13 protein-coding genes and 1 riboswitch are annotated in these 17136 nt (G+C 49.7%); of the genes, 9 read left to right on the forward strand and 4 right to left on the reverse strand.

Annotated elements, in window-relative coordinates:
* Nucleotides 1–41 precede the first annotated feature (41 nt).
* Together PsAD37_RS13380 and PsAD37_RS13385 are read right to left on the reverse strand one after the other, a co-directional pair.
* Entirely contained in the window at nt 42–2159 is a 2118-nt protein-coding gene (locus tag PsAD37_RS13380) for a hypothetical protein (protein WP_063296563.1), read from the reverse strand.
* A 37-nt stretch (nt 2160–2196) separates the two neighbouring features.
* Nucleotides 2197–3390 (reverse strand): hypothetical protein, encoded by a 1194-nt coding sequence (locus PsAD37_RS13385; RefSeq protein WP_063296564.1) that lies wholly within the window; start codon nt 3388–3390, stop codon nt 2197–2199.
* A 250-nt stretch (nt 3391–3640) separates the two neighbouring features.
* Between PsAD37_RS13385 and PsAD37_RS13390 the strand changes: the two genes are divergently transcribed.
* From PsAD37_RS13390 to PsAD37_RS13405, 4 genes are all read left to right on the forward strand, one after another.
* The gene (locus tag PsAD37_RS13390) at nt 3641–5290 is read left to right on the forward strand and encodes an EAL domain-containing protein (RefSeq protein ID WP_063296565.1); all 1650 of its coding nucleotides are present in this window, start codon (nt 3641–3643) and stop codon (nt 5288–5290) included.
* A gap of 340 nt (nt 5291–5630) precedes the next feature.
* Nucleotides 5631–6443: a ferredoxin--NADP reductase gene (locus tag PsAD37_RS13395; protein ID WP_063296566.1), complete on the forward strand. Its 813-nt coding sequence runs from the start codon at nt 5631–5633 to the stop codon at nt 6441–6443.
* Between the two features lie 53 nt (nt 6444–6496).
* The gene (locus PsAD37_RS13400; protein ID WP_063296567.1) at nt 6497–7030 is read left to right on the forward strand and encodes a regulatory protein RecX; all 534 of its coding nucleotides are present in this window, start codon (nt 6497–6499) and stop codon (nt 7028–7030) included.
* 116 nt (nt 7031–7146) lie between these two features.
* Complete coding sequence (locus PsAD37_RS13405) at nt 7147–8271, forward strand: heparin lyase I family protein (protein WP_063296568.1); 1125 nt, start codon at nt 7147–7149, stop codon at nt 8269–8271.
* On the opposite strand, the gene PsAD37_RS13410 is transcribed toward PsAD37_RS13405, so the two are convergent.
* Entirely contained in the window at nt 8268–9935 is a 1668-nt protein-coding gene (locus tag PsAD37_RS13410; RefSeq protein ID WP_063296569.1) for a formate--tetrahydrofolate ligase, read from the reverse strand. The genes PsAD37_RS13405 and PsAD37_RS13410 overlap by 4 nt on opposite strands.
* A gap of 333 nt (nt 9936–10268) precedes the next feature.
* Here PsAD37_RS13410 and PsAD37_RS13415 point away from each other — a divergent pair, with 333 nt between their 5' ends.
* The 5 genes from PsAD37_RS13415 (at nt 10269) to PsAD37_RS13435 (ending at nt 16290) form a co-directional block, all read left to right on the forward strand.
* On the forward strand, nt 10269–11162 hold the full coding sequence (locus tag PsAD37_RS13415; protein ID WP_063296570.1) for a DMT family transporter: 894 nt from the start codon (nt 10269–10271) through the stop codon (nt 11160–11162).
* A 176-nt stretch (nt 11163–11338) separates the two neighbouring features.
* Nucleotides 11339–11552, forward strand: a riboswitch (cobalamin riboswitch).
* 175 nt (nt 11553–11727) lie between these two features.
* Entirely contained in the window at nt 11728–13563 is a 1836-nt protein-coding gene (locus PsAD37_RS13420) for a TonB-dependent siderophore receptor (RefSeq protein ID WP_063296571.1), read from the forward strand.
* Nucleotides 13564–13661: 98 nt separating this feature from the next.
* Nucleotides 13662–14534 (forward strand): ABC transporter substrate-binding protein, encoded by an 873-nt coding sequence (locus tag PsAD37_RS13425; protein ID WP_063296572.1) that lies wholly within the window; start codon nt 13662–13664, stop codon nt 14532–14534.
* Nucleotides 14531–15529 carry an iron ABC transporter permease gene (locus PsAD37_RS13430; protein WP_063296573.1) on the forward strand — a complete coding sequence of 333 codons (999 nt, stop codon included), beginning with the start codon at nt 14531–14533 and terminating at the stop codon, nt 15527–15529. Before PsAD37_RS13425 ends, PsAD37_RS13430 begins: the two co-directional genes overlap by 4 nt.
* Nucleotides 15529–16290, forward strand: a complete 762-nt coding sequence (locus tag PsAD37_RS13435; RefSeq protein WP_063296574.1) for an ABC transporter ATP-binding protein — start codon at nt 15529–15531, stop codon at nt 16288–16290. The genes PsAD37_RS13430 and PsAD37_RS13435 overlap by 1 nt, the downstream gene beginning before the upstream one ends.
* A 12-nt stretch (nt 16291–16302) precedes the next feature.
* Here the strand turns inward: PsAD37_RS13435 and PsAD37_RS13440 are convergent, their stop codons facing one another.
* Nucleotides 16303–16932, reverse strand: coding sequence for a TetR family transcriptional regulator C-terminal domain-containing protein (locus tag PsAD37_RS13440; protein ID WP_063296575.1), 630 nt, complete (start codon nt 16930–16932; stop codon nt 16303–16305).
* Between the last annotated feature and the right edge of the window lie 204 nt (nt 16933–17136).

Here is a 17136-nt window from a genome sequence, read left to right on the forward strand (position 1 = left end):
CACCTATCACAGCGGCCTTTTTTATTTCATCCTGTTTGAGCTTACTCGGTGTAGCTCACAGTTGCGCCCAGCATCTCAGGGAGCTGTTGAGGTGCAAGAGCCGCAATCCCTCCAAGCTGCATGATTGGAACTGCTGTCTGCGGAGCAAGTGTCACGCGGATGTTGGTTGGCTTGGCAGCAAAGCTCTTAGCTGCTTTTGCCAGTTCCAGAGCAAATTCGGTTTCAGCCAGAGGTCCAGCCTGCTGGAGCGTGCCATCAATCATCATTGAAGCCAGCAATTCAGCAGGAAGACCTGCTTGCTCTGCCTGAGTTGCAAGAAGCTCACTGATAAGCGGAGAATCCATCACTTCGATCTGTGCACCTTTGAAGGTCGCCAGAGCCACAACAGCTTCTGCCTCCTGTGGGTTCTCAAAGAGAGAGCGTGGAATTCCGCCAAGCTGAATGTCAGCACGAAGTTTTATGCCGTTTTCAAGCTCAAACTCGAATTTTTCCAGAGACAGATCCTGAGTGTTCTCATCCCACGCAATCTTGAAGTCCTGTGTGAGGTTAACACGCTCAATGCCAAGACGATCAAGCACACCCAGAACCATCGGCTCTTGAAGGAGTGCAGCATCAAAGCTCAGACCACCAATGACTTCAGACAGGCTTGTCGGGATAGGCCCGATGTGATTACCCATCTCAATAGTAAGCTCACCAAGGGAGACTGGTGTTGGCAGATCTTTTGCCTGCATGTTCAGGCCAGCAAGAGAAATGCGTCCGATAGTTGGAATGGCCTTCATCGCAGCAGCAGGATCAGCTTCTGCCGCAAGAGTGCTCTCAACCATGGTACGCAGGCTAGGCCATGCAAGATCAGCTAGTTCAAAGCTGTCCAAGTCAAACACTGCATCGTCACCTTCGACTGCACCGTGCAGGCCTTCAAATTTCATCTGACCAAGACTGTTGGTTGTAAAGTCTGTGGTTGAGAAATGCTTCAGTGTTGCTTCAAAACTTGGTGCTTCGCTGTCTTTCATACGTGCGCGGATTGGATCCCACGCTTTGATGACCATGTCGTTTACGTCTGAATATGCGACGTAGTATGAGCCGAGCGCATCAAGCACGCCGAAAATCTGATCAACAGCCTCTTCTTCCTCTGGCTTGTCTTTGAGGCTCTCAAACGCAGCCCAAAGCTTGGCAGCATCACCACCTGACATGCGCACATCTTTGGTGGTAGATTCACCAGCACTCACTTCTAGAAAACCGAATGGTTCAGAGGCGCTGGCACCTTCAGTTTTTATTGTACTTGAGAAGCTTCCAACCCGGTACTCGCTAAGCAGCCTATCAGAAGGTGCCTTGGCCGCACCAAGAAGCGCCAGAAGCGGGCGTACGTCTTGATCTTTGACTGAAAAGTCGTTGTATACCGTTTCAGAAACCGTTGAGACCTCTCGGCCACCTGTCGTCATTGAAGTTGTTGTTTTATATTCAATTTCCTCAATTGAGGCCAAAGCCACAACACCATTTTCCGCGCCGGAGTAAACGCCGTTCTTAATGGTGTATGTCCCTGTAAGTGCATCCGCCATTGCCATATCAGCGACAACTTCAGCAAAGCTGCTGCGGTCATAAGAAACACTGGTTGCGGCGACGAGCAGCTGCTGAAACTCTTCTGCGGTAACACCATCTGACAGAACAGGCAGGTCAGCCCAGTTCAAAGAATAACCGGAAATGACATAATCTTTGGCGTCAGCAATAACTTTGATGACATCGTTGGAGGCTTGAGCCTCTGCAACATTTTTGAAATTCTCTGCTTTCTCAAAAAAGCCGAGCTCAAGCTGCATCTCATCGGTGGTTACGTTTTGGAAGCTGAAGGTGTCACCGTCACGTGAAGAGCCATCATAAATCGCCTTTGGCGTCTTGATGATGTAGTAGACGCCAAGGTTAGGCTTGTCTTCATCGAGGGAAAGAGTGAACATTCCTTCGATTTTATGATCAAGAATTTCGGTCTTTGATCCGACTTCTATCGCCTTCGCATATGTTGCAGTTTCTGCGCCATTTGCAAGGAACCAGTCATTGTACTTATCAATGAGGTCTGATGCAGGACTGGAAAGAGCAGGCTGGGCGGATAAACCTAATACAGTGATTGAAACAGCAAAAAATCCCTGCCGTTTGAAATTTTGGAAAGGCATTAAATAAACCTTTTATGGCTAGTAGGAGGGTTCCGTGCTAGTTTACATTTGCTTGAAGGGCGATGCCAAGCAAAGAAATGATGGAAGCGGGGGAAATCGCAGATACCCCAAGAATTTGTGTTACGCTTATCGGTGCCTTAGGGGTAGCACTCAGCGTGATACTCTGCGGATTTTGCAAGAAACTATAAATCGCTTCCGTAAACTCCAGCTGCTTTGCGCGATCAGGAATTTTCGCAAACTGCTTTTCTGCTTTTTCCGTCAATTGCTGTGTATAGGCAGAGCGTGATTGTCCGTGTCGGTGAGCTTGACGTTCAAGCATGTCATCCAGACTACCTTCATCGACGAGTGAGAGATTGAAACTGGAGATGGCTGCGCTCTGTAATAAATCCAGGGCAATGACGTTATCCTTAGTGGCAAGCTCGGTGATCTGCTCAACAACTGTATCTGTAAGGCCTTCCAGTTTCAGGGAGACCTGTACAGAGAAAAGATCTTTCAGCACAACAGCTGCACTCGGAATATTGACTTCGCCCGTGTCGCCATTCCACTCACCTTCAAAGTCGATATCTGCATCCACTTGAGTCAGGCCCAACTCATCAAGCATTTGCTGTTGTGGTGGTGCAAACATGGATCGGCTCAAAACGATATGAGCAACCTGAACACTGGCAATGATAGGGAAGCCGCCATTGTTGACGTCAAAGTCGATACTGACCCGCTCAATAGGCATAGATTGGCCCGTTGAACGATCCTGAAACAACAGTCCCATAATCTCTGCAGTGGAATAGAGTGACATGGGGAGGTTTGATGCTGGATTGCTTAGATCATTGGCATTGGGAAGATAAAGATCCGTAATCGCGATCTTGTCTGCCGTGAAGTTGAAGTCTGGTTCGTCAACCTCGAACTTCGAAGCTGCAAATGCCCCGACAAAGATGCGCCCATCACTTTCCACGGATGCCTGAGCCAGTGCCAGATCACCAATCTTGAAACGCTTTGTCTGATCTACCTTCGGATAACCTTCAATACCGCCAATAGAAAGCACGTCATTGTCGACAGTAACCGGTCCTACATGCGTCAAGGTCAACCCGCGGTCCTGAAGGTTCTGAAGAAAGGCTTTTGCGACAGCATTATCAGTATTGATCTGTGCTGATGCTGTAAGAGCAAAGCAGCTGCTGAAGAGGAGGGCAAAGAAGAATACCAGGAAGGCACGATGGCGACGTAACTCAGAACTGCGCATAGCTCGGCTCCAGATTGACCGCTAAGAGGCATTTGGGTGCTAAGCTGGCATATTGAGAGTTAGGGGCGCGTGTATATCACTGCAAAAAGTCAAACCACTCTAAGAGAAAACATAGTGGAACCCTGCATTTCACAACCATTTTGGAAAGCATCTGGGGATCGTTTAGGGTGTTTGGATGATTTTTACAGTTTTAAGTAAGCCTTAATCATAGAAATAGGTAGCCGTATTTTGCATTTTTAAGGTCGTGGTTGTGTCTCGCCATTATTTCGTATTTGTCCGCGCAATTTTGGTTGCTTTGGGATTGGCGCTCTTGCCATTGCTCATTGGCAATATGATCCTTGAGAACTTCGCGATGCACCAGGCGCGAAACGAAATGAACGCGATCGCAGATCGTTACATCTCAAGAAGCGAGGCCGCGATTTCCGGTGCCGTTGAAATACTGCGCCAGATGCAGGTGAAAGGTCTGATCTCCTGTACACGCCAAAATCAGGGTGAGTTTGAAAAGACCCTCTCAGAAAACGTCATTATTAACGCAATAGGGATCGTGGATCACCGCGGTGTCCCCATGTGTTATGTGCCGGCTCAAGTTCGCCGCGGCAACAGTATTCTGCCGGCAGTCAAGCCAGATGCCCCGCGCGTTGGAATTGGTATGTCCTGGATGGAGTATCAGGGTATACGCACAGCGTTGGTCTCCTGGAAACTTAGAAATGGCTGGCGTCTGGTTGCTAATATTTCTCCAACCGTACTCGCGATTGAACCGGGGCCAGATTATCTGCGCCATGCTTCTGAGATCGAAGTCCGGTTAGGGCGTGATCATGTTTGGGTCAATCCGGCAAACAACAGCAACCTTCCTGTCATCATGGGCAGCAACTTCATTGAAGAGTTTGCAGCATCAACGATCTACCCGATTAATGTGCGGATCCGAAGCGATCGTAATGCGGTCATGAGTCTGGTAGGCGAACTCAAGATCGTGGCTGTGATCGCCTGTTCAGGCATTGCTATTTTCCTGATTGCCTTGGGCGTCTGGCTTTCCTGGAAGCCTGAAAAAGATGCAGAAGACGACTTTGTTGCCTCCATCCGTAACAACGAATTCATACCGTACTATCAGCCTGTCGTAGACATCGTAACTGGTGAGCTACAGGGCTGTGAGATGCTGATGAGATGGCAACTTACCAACGGTAAAATAGTCTCTCCGGGTCAGTTCATGACCTATGCAGAAACCTCGGGCCATATCTTCGAGATGACCCGCAGCATCATGCGCCAGTCCATTGATGATCTGGGAGAGTTATACTCTCAGCACCCGGAACTGAAGCTCTCGGTCAACCTCTTCGCAGGCCATTTTAATGATCGGTCTATCGTAGATGATTTATTGGACATCTACGAAGACTCTCCAATTGCGCTCAATCAGGTTGTTATGGAAGTGACAGAGCGTCAGCCTCTCGAAGACATTGATCTGGCGAGAAAGATCATCGCAGAGCTGCAGGCCCATGGCATTCGTGTCGCGCTTGATGATGTGGGAACAGGTCATGGCGGTCTGGCTTACTTGCAAAAGCTGGGCATGGACATCGTCAAGATCGATAAGATGTTCATCGACCCATTAGGTAGCGAAGAGAATGCCTTCCGTCTTGTCGATGCCATAGCCGAACTCGCAGATACCATGAACATGGGCATCATCGCAGAGGGCGTTGAGAAGTATGAACAAATTGTACTTCTGCGCGAACTCGGGGTGTCTTCTGCACAGGGCTACATCTTCTCCAAACCATTGCCAGCCCGCAAATACCTTGAATTTGCGGAGGACATCTTCACAGATAGACGCAATCCGGTGAAGGTGCTTGAAGAAAAGAAGCAAGCTTCTGATGAAGCACTGGATCAGATTGTTGCTCAAAACGACGTCGACTAACCCAACTTAACTCTATTTCAACACGGCTCAGATCAATGCCCACTGACGGGTATAAATCATGCCGTTATGCGCATAACTTATGGTAGTATGTTGAATAATATTAATATATTCCATAATTATATGTAGTGCATGTTTGAAAGACTGCTTCACCGCACTTTCTAGCAGCCTTGGCTATCTCCCAAAAGCTCAGGAAAGGGAGGCGAAAGACAGTATTCTACGGAAAGAAGCAACTAGAAAAGAAATATTCACTCGCACGCGGTTTATTAGCTGCATGTGCCTCAGCACAGCCTTCAGCTTGGGTTAGCCTTTGCCAACCTCATTAATCGGAGCAAGGCGAACGATGAACCAGATCATAAAGGGTGCGGAATTGGAGAGTGCAGTTCCTGCAAATGTCTTTGTAGAAACAGTAACGGAAGTGACCCATTTCACGGACCGCCTTTTCCGGTTCAAAATCACGCGTCCTTCAAGCTTCAGATTCCGCTCTGGTGAATTCGTCATGATCGGTTTGATGATCGACGGAAAGCCGCTTCTCCGAGCCTATTCCATTGCCAGTCCGTCCTGGGATGAAGAACTGGAGTTCTTCTCCATCAAGGTTCCGGACGGCCCATTGACCCAGCACCTGCAGAAGATCAAGGAGGGCGACCACATCCTTCTGAAGAAGAAGTCCACCGGAACACTTGTGCTTGACGCTCTGTCTCCGGCAAAACGTCTTTATATGTTCTCATCTGGAACCGGCATTGCTCCATTTGCCAGCCTGATCCGCGATCCTGAGACCTATGAGAAATTTGATGAGGTGATCCTGACTCACACCACACGCGAAATCTCTGAGCTTCGCTACGGAGAAGAGCTGGTGGCCGATATCAGCAATGATCCGCTGATTGGCGAAGTTGCAGCTGGCAAGTTACATCTTTACAACTCCGTCACCCGCGAACGCTTCAAGCGGGAAGGGCGCATCACTCATCTGATTGAAAGCGGCAAGCTCTTTAACGACCTGTCTGTTCCAGTCTTAGACGTCGCAGAAGACCGGGCCATGATCTGCGGTTCCATGCACATGATTGCAGATACCAAGACATTGTTGGAACAACGTGGTTTCAGCGAGGGTGCCAACAACCATCCAGGTGATTTTGTTGTTGAACGTGCGTTCGTGGGCTAAACCACCGCGCAATATGTGATAGCTCATCTCTATTGCATTGGAGATGAGGTCACGTGGGCAAGAAAGTTTCATCTGAATATCTGCGCCGGGCAGCGCTGCATTATCTAAACAGATACAATACGTCGGAAGACAGTCTGCGACGTGTTCTCAAGCGCAAAATAGACAAACGTGCCAGAGAAGCGGATGAAGACCCCCATGAGTTCTATGAGTTGATTGAACCTGTGGTCACGTTTTGCCGTGATCACAAATTTGTCGATGACCTTCAGTTTGCACAAAGCAAAATCAGATCGGCGACACTCAAAGGCAAATCAAGCTCCCGAATAAAGCTGGAGCTGAATGCCAAAGGTGTGTCTGGAGACGATATTCAGACAGCTTTTGACGATGAAAACCATGACGACCAGCGCGCAGCGATTGCCTATGCCAAACGAAGGCGCTTTGGGCCGTGGCGGACAAAGCCTAAAGAAGAGCGGCGGGATAAAGAGCTTGGCAGTTTGATCCGCGCAGGCTTCCCCTTTTCGCTCGCTCAAAAGATCATTGATATGACCTTGGAAGAGGCTGAAGACATCATCTACTGGCCTGTTTCCTGAAGCTTTTCGTCAAATCCTCTGAAAAATCCCGAAAGCCTTTTGTGAGCGCAGCAATAATTCTTCTCTAGATTAGTCTGATCTGCAATCAATCCAGCACCGTGCCTTTGGGAGAAAAGATGCCGGATTCAGATCTAAGCGACACTTTCAGAAGATACGGTCTGCTCATCCCTGTGCTTGCGGGTCTATGCCTGTTGGTTAGCCCTCAGCTCTCAGTTGCCGACGACCTTACTCCAAAAAACGAAACTTCTGACAAAACTGATATCATCGTGACGCCTCAACAAGACGGAGGTGTTCACATTGATGAAATGCGTCAGTCAAAGTGTGCCGTCATTATTGATGACTTTGATGAATACCCAAGTGCAAGCAACTGGGATATTCACCGCATGAACAGGCCAGAAAATTTCCAGATTGAAAGCGATGTGGTGCGTGATGGTGGGCATGCGCTGGCAATCACTGTGTTCGGCGATGATGAGCTGGATTCAGAAGGCAACCTGAAAAATGAACTTTGGGAGGCACGCCAAACGCGATGTAATTTTGGCGATGAAGTTTGGTACTCATTCAGCTTTAAAATTGCTGGAACCGTCTGGCCTGCTGGATCGACCCGCTGGGTCATTGGTCAATGGAAAGAAGATTCTGGCGGTAGCCCATTTCTGGCGCAACGATTTGACAACGGCGTCTTTCACATCACCGTCCAGCACAATGACATTCGCAAACTGGTTGTGCAGGCAGAAGGCAGCTATCAGCAGGACTTCAAGGGGTTCTCGCGAGAGCTTCAACAAATGCTGAGTTTGGATCGGCAAGGCTTTCGCAACAGAAATGATGCCAGCCGCACCTCAGATGAGTTTCTTGGCAGTGGCCTTTCAATTCCTGAGCTGAAAAAAGCGATTGAAACGCAGGACACCTCCAAGTTCCCATTTCTGGCGGATCCGCAAACCTACTCAGATTATCCGGGTATTCAGATTGAACTCTCAGATGATCCGGTACTGCCGGATCCAACAACCGGATGGGTGGATATGCGCTACCGTGTCAAAGGAAGCCGTGTCGGGCAGGGGATCATCGAGATTTGGGCCAACAACAGGTTTATCGCACGCGTTACTGGCTACATTGGTAACGACGAGTTTGCCGGTAAAACCCAATACTTCAAGTTCGGGCATTACCGGGATTATGATCGTGATGACTTGCAGTCAACAGTGTATCTGGACCGCTTTCGCCGCGGCCCACACCGGTCTGATGTAGATTAGAACAAGCCTTCAATCTGGCTGTTTTCATCAAGCCCAATAGTCTCTGCTGCGGGATGGCGCGGCAAGCCCGGCATCACCATAATATCGCCAGTCAGCGCCACAATAAATCCAGCCCCTGCGGAAAGTCGAACCGCACGCACATGGATGCTGTAGTCAGATGGTGCCCCAAGCAAAGCCGGATCGGTCGAGAAGGAATAAGGCGTCTTGGCCATGCAAACCGAGAGATGACCGTACCCCTGTTCCTCATAGGATTTGAGTTGATCTTTGACAGCCGGCTCGCAGGTGACTTTGGAGGCGCCGTAGACTTTTTTACAAATCCTGCGAATTTTCTTCCAAAGGGCCAGATCATCTTCATAAAGATGTTTGAAGTCTGACTGTGTCGTCTGGAGAATTTCGGAGACAGAAGTCGCCAGCTCTTCAGTGCCTGCTGAGCCATTGGCCCAATGTGTGCAGGGCACGGCCTTTACGCCAAGCTTCTCCATCCGTGACAGGATCACGTCAATTTCCTGATCTGTATCAGGGCCGTACCGGTTGATCGCCACAATCACAGGAACGCCATAGCGCTTACAGTTTTTGACGTGTCGTTCCAAATTGCTCATGCCTTTTTCAAGGGCGGGGATGTTCTCTACTGTCAGATCATTCTTGGCAACACCGCCATGCATCTTGAGTGCGCGAACCGTTGCCACAACAACAACGGCATTTGGTGTCAAACCAGCTTGACGGCATTTGATGTTGAAGAACTTTTCAGCGCCAAGGTCCGCACCAAAACCAGCTTCCGTCACCACATAATCAGAAAGACGCAGCGCGGTCTTTGTCGCAATCACTGAGTTACAGCCATGAGCGATATTGGCAAACGGACCGCCATGGATAAAGGCAGGGTTGTTCTCAAGTGTCTGAACCAGATTAGGTCGGAAGGCGTCTTTAAGCAGCGCAGTCATAGCGCCATCGGCTTTCAGATCCCGGCAATAAACCGGTGTCTTATCTTTGCGATACCCAATCAACAGGCGGCCCAAACGATCCTGAAGGTCCTGTAGATTTTCAGCAAGGCAAAGCACGGCCATCACTTCAGAAGCCACGGTAATGTCAAAGCCAGATTCACTCGGGAACCCATTGCTTACGCCGCCAAGACCAGTGGTAACGGAGCGCAGTGAACGGTCATTGATGTCAACAACCCGGCGCCAGACAACGCGGCGTTGATCAATACTCTCCGCATTGCCCCAATAAATGTGGTTATCAATCATAGCAGACAGCAAGTTATGTGCGGTAGTGATTGCATGTAGATCACCTGTGAAATGGAGATTGATATCCTCCATGGGCACCACCTGCGCGTAACCGCCACCTGCTGCTCCACCCTTCATGCCAAAACACGGGCCTAACGAGGGTTCACGCAAGCAGATGGTTGTTTTCAGCCCGATGCGATTGAGCGCATCACCAAGGCCCACAGTTGTTGTGGTCTTACCTTCTCCCGCTGGGGTTGGGGAGACAGCTGTCACAAGTATGAGTTTGCCATATGGATTACTGCTCAGCTCAGGCATCTCATCCAGATTAACCTTGGCTTTAAATCGGCCATAAGGTTCAAGAGCGTCCTCCGGGATCTTCAGATTTTGAGCGATGCGCGCAATGGGTTTCATGTCTGCTGCGCGGGCAATTTCAATATCTTTCATGGAAAATCTCCAGATTAGAACGTGTAATCAAATGAGCCGGAGAGAGCGTCAAAAACGCAAATCAGGCAGGAACAGCAATGTAATCTCTACGTAGAATCTCTACCGAATGCACCTGCAAAGTTCAAGATTGAGGTAGGGCACTTGAAACTAACTTAGTTAACGGCGCTCATGTGTGTTTTTGCTGAGATGAGAAATATTATTGCCTGAATAGCTGTTGGTCTGTTCTAAATATCACCAGACTGAGCTTGCGCGGCAAATCCAAGAGCATTAGAGCTGGTTGGGTTTTGTACACAATCTACGCCAATGCCGTAGATTCGTCGGTTAGGTCACCCCATGTTTTTATTTGAAGTTGCCGCGCTCGGTGCCGCTGCCACCTGGGCTATCGGTGGTCTCATTTCTGCAAAACCTGCTGCTCATCTTGGAGCCATTGGCTTCAACTGCGTGCGCATGTGGTTTGTTGTGGTGTTTTTGGGTATCTATGTCTTTGCGACAGGTACTTGGAGTACGGTTGACTCAAGCCACGCTTCTCTCATCTTTCTTTCTGGCTTTGTCGGCATATTCATGGGGGATACACTGCTGTTCCTTACGCTCAACCGTATGGGACCACGTCGCACAGCCATCCTGTTTTCCATGAATGCGCCTATGTCAGCGCTTCTAGGTTGGCTGTTTCTGTCAGAAGAACTTTCATTTCAGGCGCTTGTCGGTATCTCGTTTGTTCTGGTCGGCGTTATTCTCGCCATTGCGTTTGGGAAGCGCAAAGACCAACTTCATAAATGGGAGGTGATTAGAGGGCCTGTCGCCATCGGTGTCCTCTTCGGCACCTTGGCAGCGCTTTCCCAGTCGGTCGGCTCGATCATCATTCGCCCTGTTATGGAAAGTGGAGCAGATCCAGTTGCGATTTCTCTTATGCGCTGCACCATTGCGGCATTTGGGTTGCTGGTGTTGTTTTACCTACCAGGCCGTCCGTTTAGGCTAGCGAACCCAATCAACAAAGAGATTGTAGCGCTGGCCTCTTTGTCCGGTATGCTCGGCATGGGTATCGGCATGACGTTGATCCTCTATGCACTCAGCGGTGGCGAAGTTGGCATTGTTTCTACCTTGTCAGCAACCACACCAGCCATGATGCTACCTGTTCTATGGTGGCAAACCAAAGAGTTCCCTGCCATTGGAGCATGGATCGGCGCACTCCTCGTCATTCTCGGCTGTGCTTTGATTTTCATGAGCTAAACAAACGAGAAGGCAGCGATGCGGCCTAAGCATCCCTAGCAGGTGCGGCCTTAAGTGGTCGCACCGCAAGATATGGTGATGTGCTCTCTCCAGCAAATTCTGTGAGTTTAGCTGGCAATTGGTCGAATTTTATCAAGTTCCTCGCTCAGCCAGTTGACGGAAGCCCCTGAAATCTGATCAATAGCCGGGCATTTGGTATTTTTGTCGATCAGATGAAAATGAAAAGGGAACACGGTCCATTTGGAAAAGCCGTGGCTGCCCCCGCAACTGTAAGCGTAGAGTTGTTGCTCACACATGCCACTGATGCAGCTGTTTAAAGCGATGTTGGGAAGGCGGAGTAATAATAAGGACGCGCAAGCCAGGAGACCTGCCAGATGCAGTCACTCACCCACGGTACGGGGCGTGCTAAGGGGCGGTATTCCGTTCAGGTGACATTCACAGTGCGTCTGAGTGGTGATGAATCTGACTTTATTTCAACGGGTTAGAACCAAGTTTCTTCAAAGGCGCACAATGCAATCAACAGCATGGCATCCAACATGGATGCTGTGAATGATGGACCAAACTCGTGCGTAACACATCTTGGATCGCAGCTACCCTCAAGTCCGGCGTAGCCCTTTCAGCACTCTTCAGCTCAACTCTTATCTCATCCGCAAACGAGACAGAGCTCGATGACATCATCGTCATCGCCAACAGAACGGAAACCGAAGCCGGCAAAGTCGGCTCCACAACACATGTCGTGACCGAAGAAGACCTAAAGAACGACGGCGCTACGTTTGTCTCCGAATACCTGACAAAACTCCCGGGAATTTCATTTTCGCAAAATGGTGGGGCGGGTAAGCAAAGCTCGCTGCGTATGCGCGGAATGAGCAATTATTACACCAAAGTTCTGGTAGATGGAATTGATATTTCCGATCCCAGCTCGCCACAGGTTGAAGCACGTTTGGAGCATATGTTGCTCAATGATGTGGAGCGTATTGAAATCCTCAAAGGATCTCAAAGCGCGCTCTACGGGGGGCAAGCCGTTGCTGGTGTAATTAACATCATCACGAAACGTGCTGAAGCTGGTACCGTAAACCATACTGCAACAATTGAAGGCGGTAGCTACGGCACCGTAAACGCTTCTTATGGGTTGAAAGCTGCCTCTGATCGGGCAGATATCGCTGTTAATACGCAGCGTTTCCATACTGACGGATTTAGTGCTGTTTCCCCCAAGGGCCGCCCATCAGATGAAGATGGATATGAGAATAAGACATTTTCTGCAAAAGGCTCTGTTGATGTTACCGAAGAGCTAAACCTCTATTTTGCTGCGCGTGGCCTGCACGGCACAACCGAGTATGATGGGAGCACCTCACCAGCTGCAAACAACAAGGTTAAAGCCGAGCAATACTTTGGAAAAATTGGCGCGAATTACATCTGGCTTGATGAACGTATGACGACTGACGCGTCTATCCAGTTCTCTGATCTTACAAGAGAATATAGCAGCGGCTATACGGCAAAAGGTAACCGCGTTAAGTTCGAGCTGTTGAATGATCTTGATGTTAGCGACAGTTTCCGACTCAACTTTGGAGGAGATTGGAGCCGCGAAAAGGTGAAAGGTCAGACCAAGGACATCGAAGTCATTGGTGGCTTTCTACAAGCCCAATGGAATCCAACGGATCCACTGAATGTTAGTGGTGCTATCAGATTGGATCATCACAACGCCTATGGGTACTACCTGACCGGGCGAGGAACGATTTCTTATCAGGTTCTTGACGGTACTCGACTCCGTTCCAGTCTTGGAAACGGCTTCCGTGCTCCTTCATCCTACGAACTCTATGATAGTTTTTCCGGCAATCCTAATTTTGAGCCAGAAACCAGTGTGAGTTATGACATCGGAGTGGATCAAAACCTGTTTAATGACAAACTCAGACTATCTGCTAGTTACTTCCATATCCTCACAGAGGATTTGATCATTAATGATCCTGTGACTTACAAGTATGAGCAAATCGACGGTCTGTCACGCAGCCAAGGTGTAGAACTTTCTGCAAACTGGGCTGCGCTGGATAATCTAAGCTTTAATGGTGCTTACACATACACTTGGGCGGTAGGGCCGGACAAAAAACGTTTACGCCGTGTACCTCTGCACGACGTAAACCTTGGTTTTACTTACAAACCATGGGAGCCTCTCGCACTCAGTGTAAACGCTAATTATGTTTATGGTCTCAAAGATTTGAACGACAGCAAAGAGCCAATTAAGCTCGACGATTTCGTTCTGGTCAATGCCAAGGCTGCCTACCAGTACACCGAGAATTTAACGTTCCACGTCCGTGGTGAAAACCTGTTGGATCAGGATTATGAGCGGATCAAAGACTATCAGACACCAGGTCTTTCCGTTTACGCTGGTCTTACTGCCAGTTTCTGATTAAGTATGCCGCTCGGTGAATGCTGAGCGGCATCTTGCAGGGGGAAAGCTCTACTCGGGTTGCCTTCCACTTTATGTACGCCTCTCAAAAGGTCGAAATGCGAAATAAGATCAAAAAGATCATGCAAATGGCGTTTCTGGTGGGTCTGGTGATCAGTCCTGCTGTTGCATGCGCTGACCAGAATGAGGCTGAGGCACCTAGGCGAGTTGTCTCCATGAACCTGTGCACCGATCAGTTCTCTATGCTGCTCGCAAACAAAGAGCAACTGGTATCAGTCTCCAGATTAGCGTCTGACTCAACGCTCTCCGTCATGAGCGAAGAGGCAAAGGCCTATCCGGTCAACTTTGGTGGCGCAGAAGAAATCTATCTGATGAACCCGGATCTGGTGATCGCAGGGACATACACAAATCAAACCACAGTCCAGATGCTGCGTGGTCTTGGGATAACGGTGGTCCAGGTGCCACCCGTTCGGACCATCTCCGACATCGCCAAAGAGCTGCGACGTCTCGGTAAGGTATTGGGACGTGAACAACAAGCAGAAGCGCTTGCACAGCAGTTCACCTCTGAAATCCAACAGTTAATCGATGCCCAGCCAGATGAACAGGCACGGGCAGGGGTCTACTACGCCAATGGGTACACGGCGGGAGATGGTAGCCTCGTCAATGAGTTGATCACAACGGCAGGCCTGCAGAATATTGCCAATAATCTGGGCTTGAAGGGCACAAGTAAACTGCCTCTGGAGCTGCTGATCCTCGAAGACCCACAGTTGCTTGTTGAGGGCACTCAGTTCTCAGATAAACCAGCACTGGCTTTTGAACTCCTCGCTCACCCGGCATTGAAGCGAACACTCGGCAACAGTGGCCGCGTCATGGTTGAAGACAAATACACCATTTGTGGTCTGCCGTTTGTGACGCAAGCTATTGGTAAACTGGCCAACCAAGCCACCAAATTAGGAGCGCAAGCCGAATGACAAAGCATCCGGATGCTCCGTTGATTATGGCACTATGCCTGATCGCCGCTGCCTTGTTTGTAACCTCGCTTATGATCGGCGCTGCTGATTTGACATTCATGCAGCTGATTAAAGCAGCATTTGCTGCAGAAAAAACGCCAGTTTCCATCGTCTTCTGGGAGATCCGCGTCCCACGCGCCCTGCTGGGCTTAATCACGGGTGCAACGCTTGGCCTATCCGGTGCGGTATTGCAGGGCCTCCTGCGCAATCCCTTGGCAGAGCCCGGCCTGATCGGCGTCAGCTCCTCCGCAAGTCTGGGTGCAGTCATCGCAATTTACACCGGGCTGACAATCACCATGCCTTTCGCGCTGCCAGCGTTTGCGCTGTTCGGCGCAGCGATTGCAGCAGTTTTGTTGCCCATGCTGGCAGGTGGCAGAGGCCAGACATTGACACTGATCCTTGCTGGCGTAGCGATCTCAAGCATCGCGACCGCACTCACCTCATTGGCGCTCAATCTGTCTCCAAACCCGTTCGCAGCCATGGAGATCGTCTTTTGGATGCTCGGCTCGCTGAACGACAGGTCCATGCAACATTTGTACATCATTGCACCGTTCATTCTCATCGGTTGGAGCCTTCTGCTCATCACGGGCAGAGGCCTCAATGCATTGTCTTTGGGTGAGGAAACCGCTCATACCATGGGCGTATCACTGCCACGTTTGCGATTTTGCGCCATTGCGGGAACTGCAGCCAGTGTGGGTGCAGTGACAGCCGTGACGGGCACAATTGGGTTCATCGGCCTCATCGTGCCTCATCTGCTGCGCAAAATGGTAGGCGGAGAACCTCAGCGTCTTTTGCTACCAAGTGCCATTGCTGGGGCTTGCTTGCTTACGCTTGCTGATATCACTGTGAAGCTGTTTGGCCCACAATCGAACCTCAAGCTCGGAGTGCTAACGGCGATTGTCGGCGCGCCGTTCTTTCTTTGGCTGATCATCAAACAACGCAGGGCTTTGATCTGATGCTACTTCAACTCAAAGACCTTTCCGTAAACTACGGCCCCAAGAACATCCTGTCCTCAATAAATCTGGAGATTGGTGAAGGCGAGATCGTTGGCTTGATCGGCCCCAACGGCTCAGGCAAATCCACACTGATGAAAGCCATGGTCGGATTAATCCCGTCTCATGGAAACATCAGCTACGACAACCAGCCACTCAAAAGCATCTCTGCCAAGCAACTCTCCAAGTATGTTGCTTACATGGCGCAGGAGCGTGATGTAGCTTGGGATTTGTCTGTAGAACGCATTTTGGCACTGGGCTGTGAGGCAATCGGTGGCTCCGTACGTATGCCTAAACACAAGGCAGAACTGGAAGATACGATTGCGAGCTTGGGGCTGGAGGCGATCAGAAAAGCCTCTATCCTGCAGGTGTCTGGCGGTGAAAAAGCACGCGCACTGCTCGGAAGAGCCTTGATGCAAAAAACACCGCTGATTATTGCAGATGAACCAACGGCAGGACTTGATCCGGAACATCAGTTGGAGCTTCAGGAAATCTTTCAGAAGCTACAACAACAAGGCACATCAATGCTTGTCAGCCTGCATGACTGGACATACGCTGCCCGCCTGTGCACGCGGATCGCGATGTTAAAAGAAGGCAAACTGGTCGCGTATGGTACCCCGGAAGAGGTGCTGACCGAAGAGCGCGTGCAGGATGTCTACCGCGTCAAAGCCCATATTCTGCAAACAGAGCAAGGGCCTGTGATCACCCCTACAACACGTATTTAAGAAGGCGCTTGATTATTCGGGTGCAAGGCTCTTGCGGAACATGCGATCAAGATAAGCCGCAGCTTCTTTGAAACGGTCCTTGGACTTATCTGCCGGAAGCAACGTCTCCACCTGACTGTCAAAGTCAGCGTAATGCTGGGTCGTGGACCAGATTGAAAACAGCAGGTGGTACGGATCTGTCTCGGCGATCTTGCCCTCATTCATCCAGCCTTGAACGACGACGGTCTTCTCATCCACCAATGACTTCAAGGGGCCGGCAATCAGAGACTTGATGCGCGGAGCACCCTGTAAGATCTCATTGGCAAACAAGCGGCTTTCCCGTGGGTAGTCCCGTGCCATCTCCAGTTTGCGGCGTACATACGCGCAAATCTCTTCAATGGGTTCACCTTCAGGATTGAGCTGATGCAGCGGGTCAAGCCAGATGTACAGCAACCGTTCAATCAGCTCTGCATGAATGGCATCTTTGCTATCGTAATAATAAAAGAGGTTTGGTTTGGACAAGCCAGCTTGCTGAGCGACCTGATCGATCGTAGATCCACGAAATCCATAGGTTGAGAACACATCCAGCGCAGCTGCGAGGATTTTCTCAGTCTTTTCCATCTGAATTCGTGTTTTGCCTTTTGCTTCAGAAGCCTTAGCCATACTCTTTTCCAAATTGCTTAAGCACCGAACCTAAAAATACCCGCTCGGTATATGAGTAGGTTAGCACCTACGAAAACATAGTGCTCATATCAAGCTAAACACTAGTAGAAAAGTCGTGATGAGGCAGCTCACCCAATAATTGTTGTTTTTCTGCAATAAAACGTATCCCTGAAAAGTGGTTCCGGCTTTCGGATAAGAATACGC

The organism is Pseudovibrio sp. Ad37, assembly GCF_001623075.1.
In the GTDB taxonomy this organism is placed as follows: domain Bacteria; phylum Pseudomonadota; class Alphaproteobacteria; order Rhizobiales; family Stappiaceae; genus Pseudovibrio.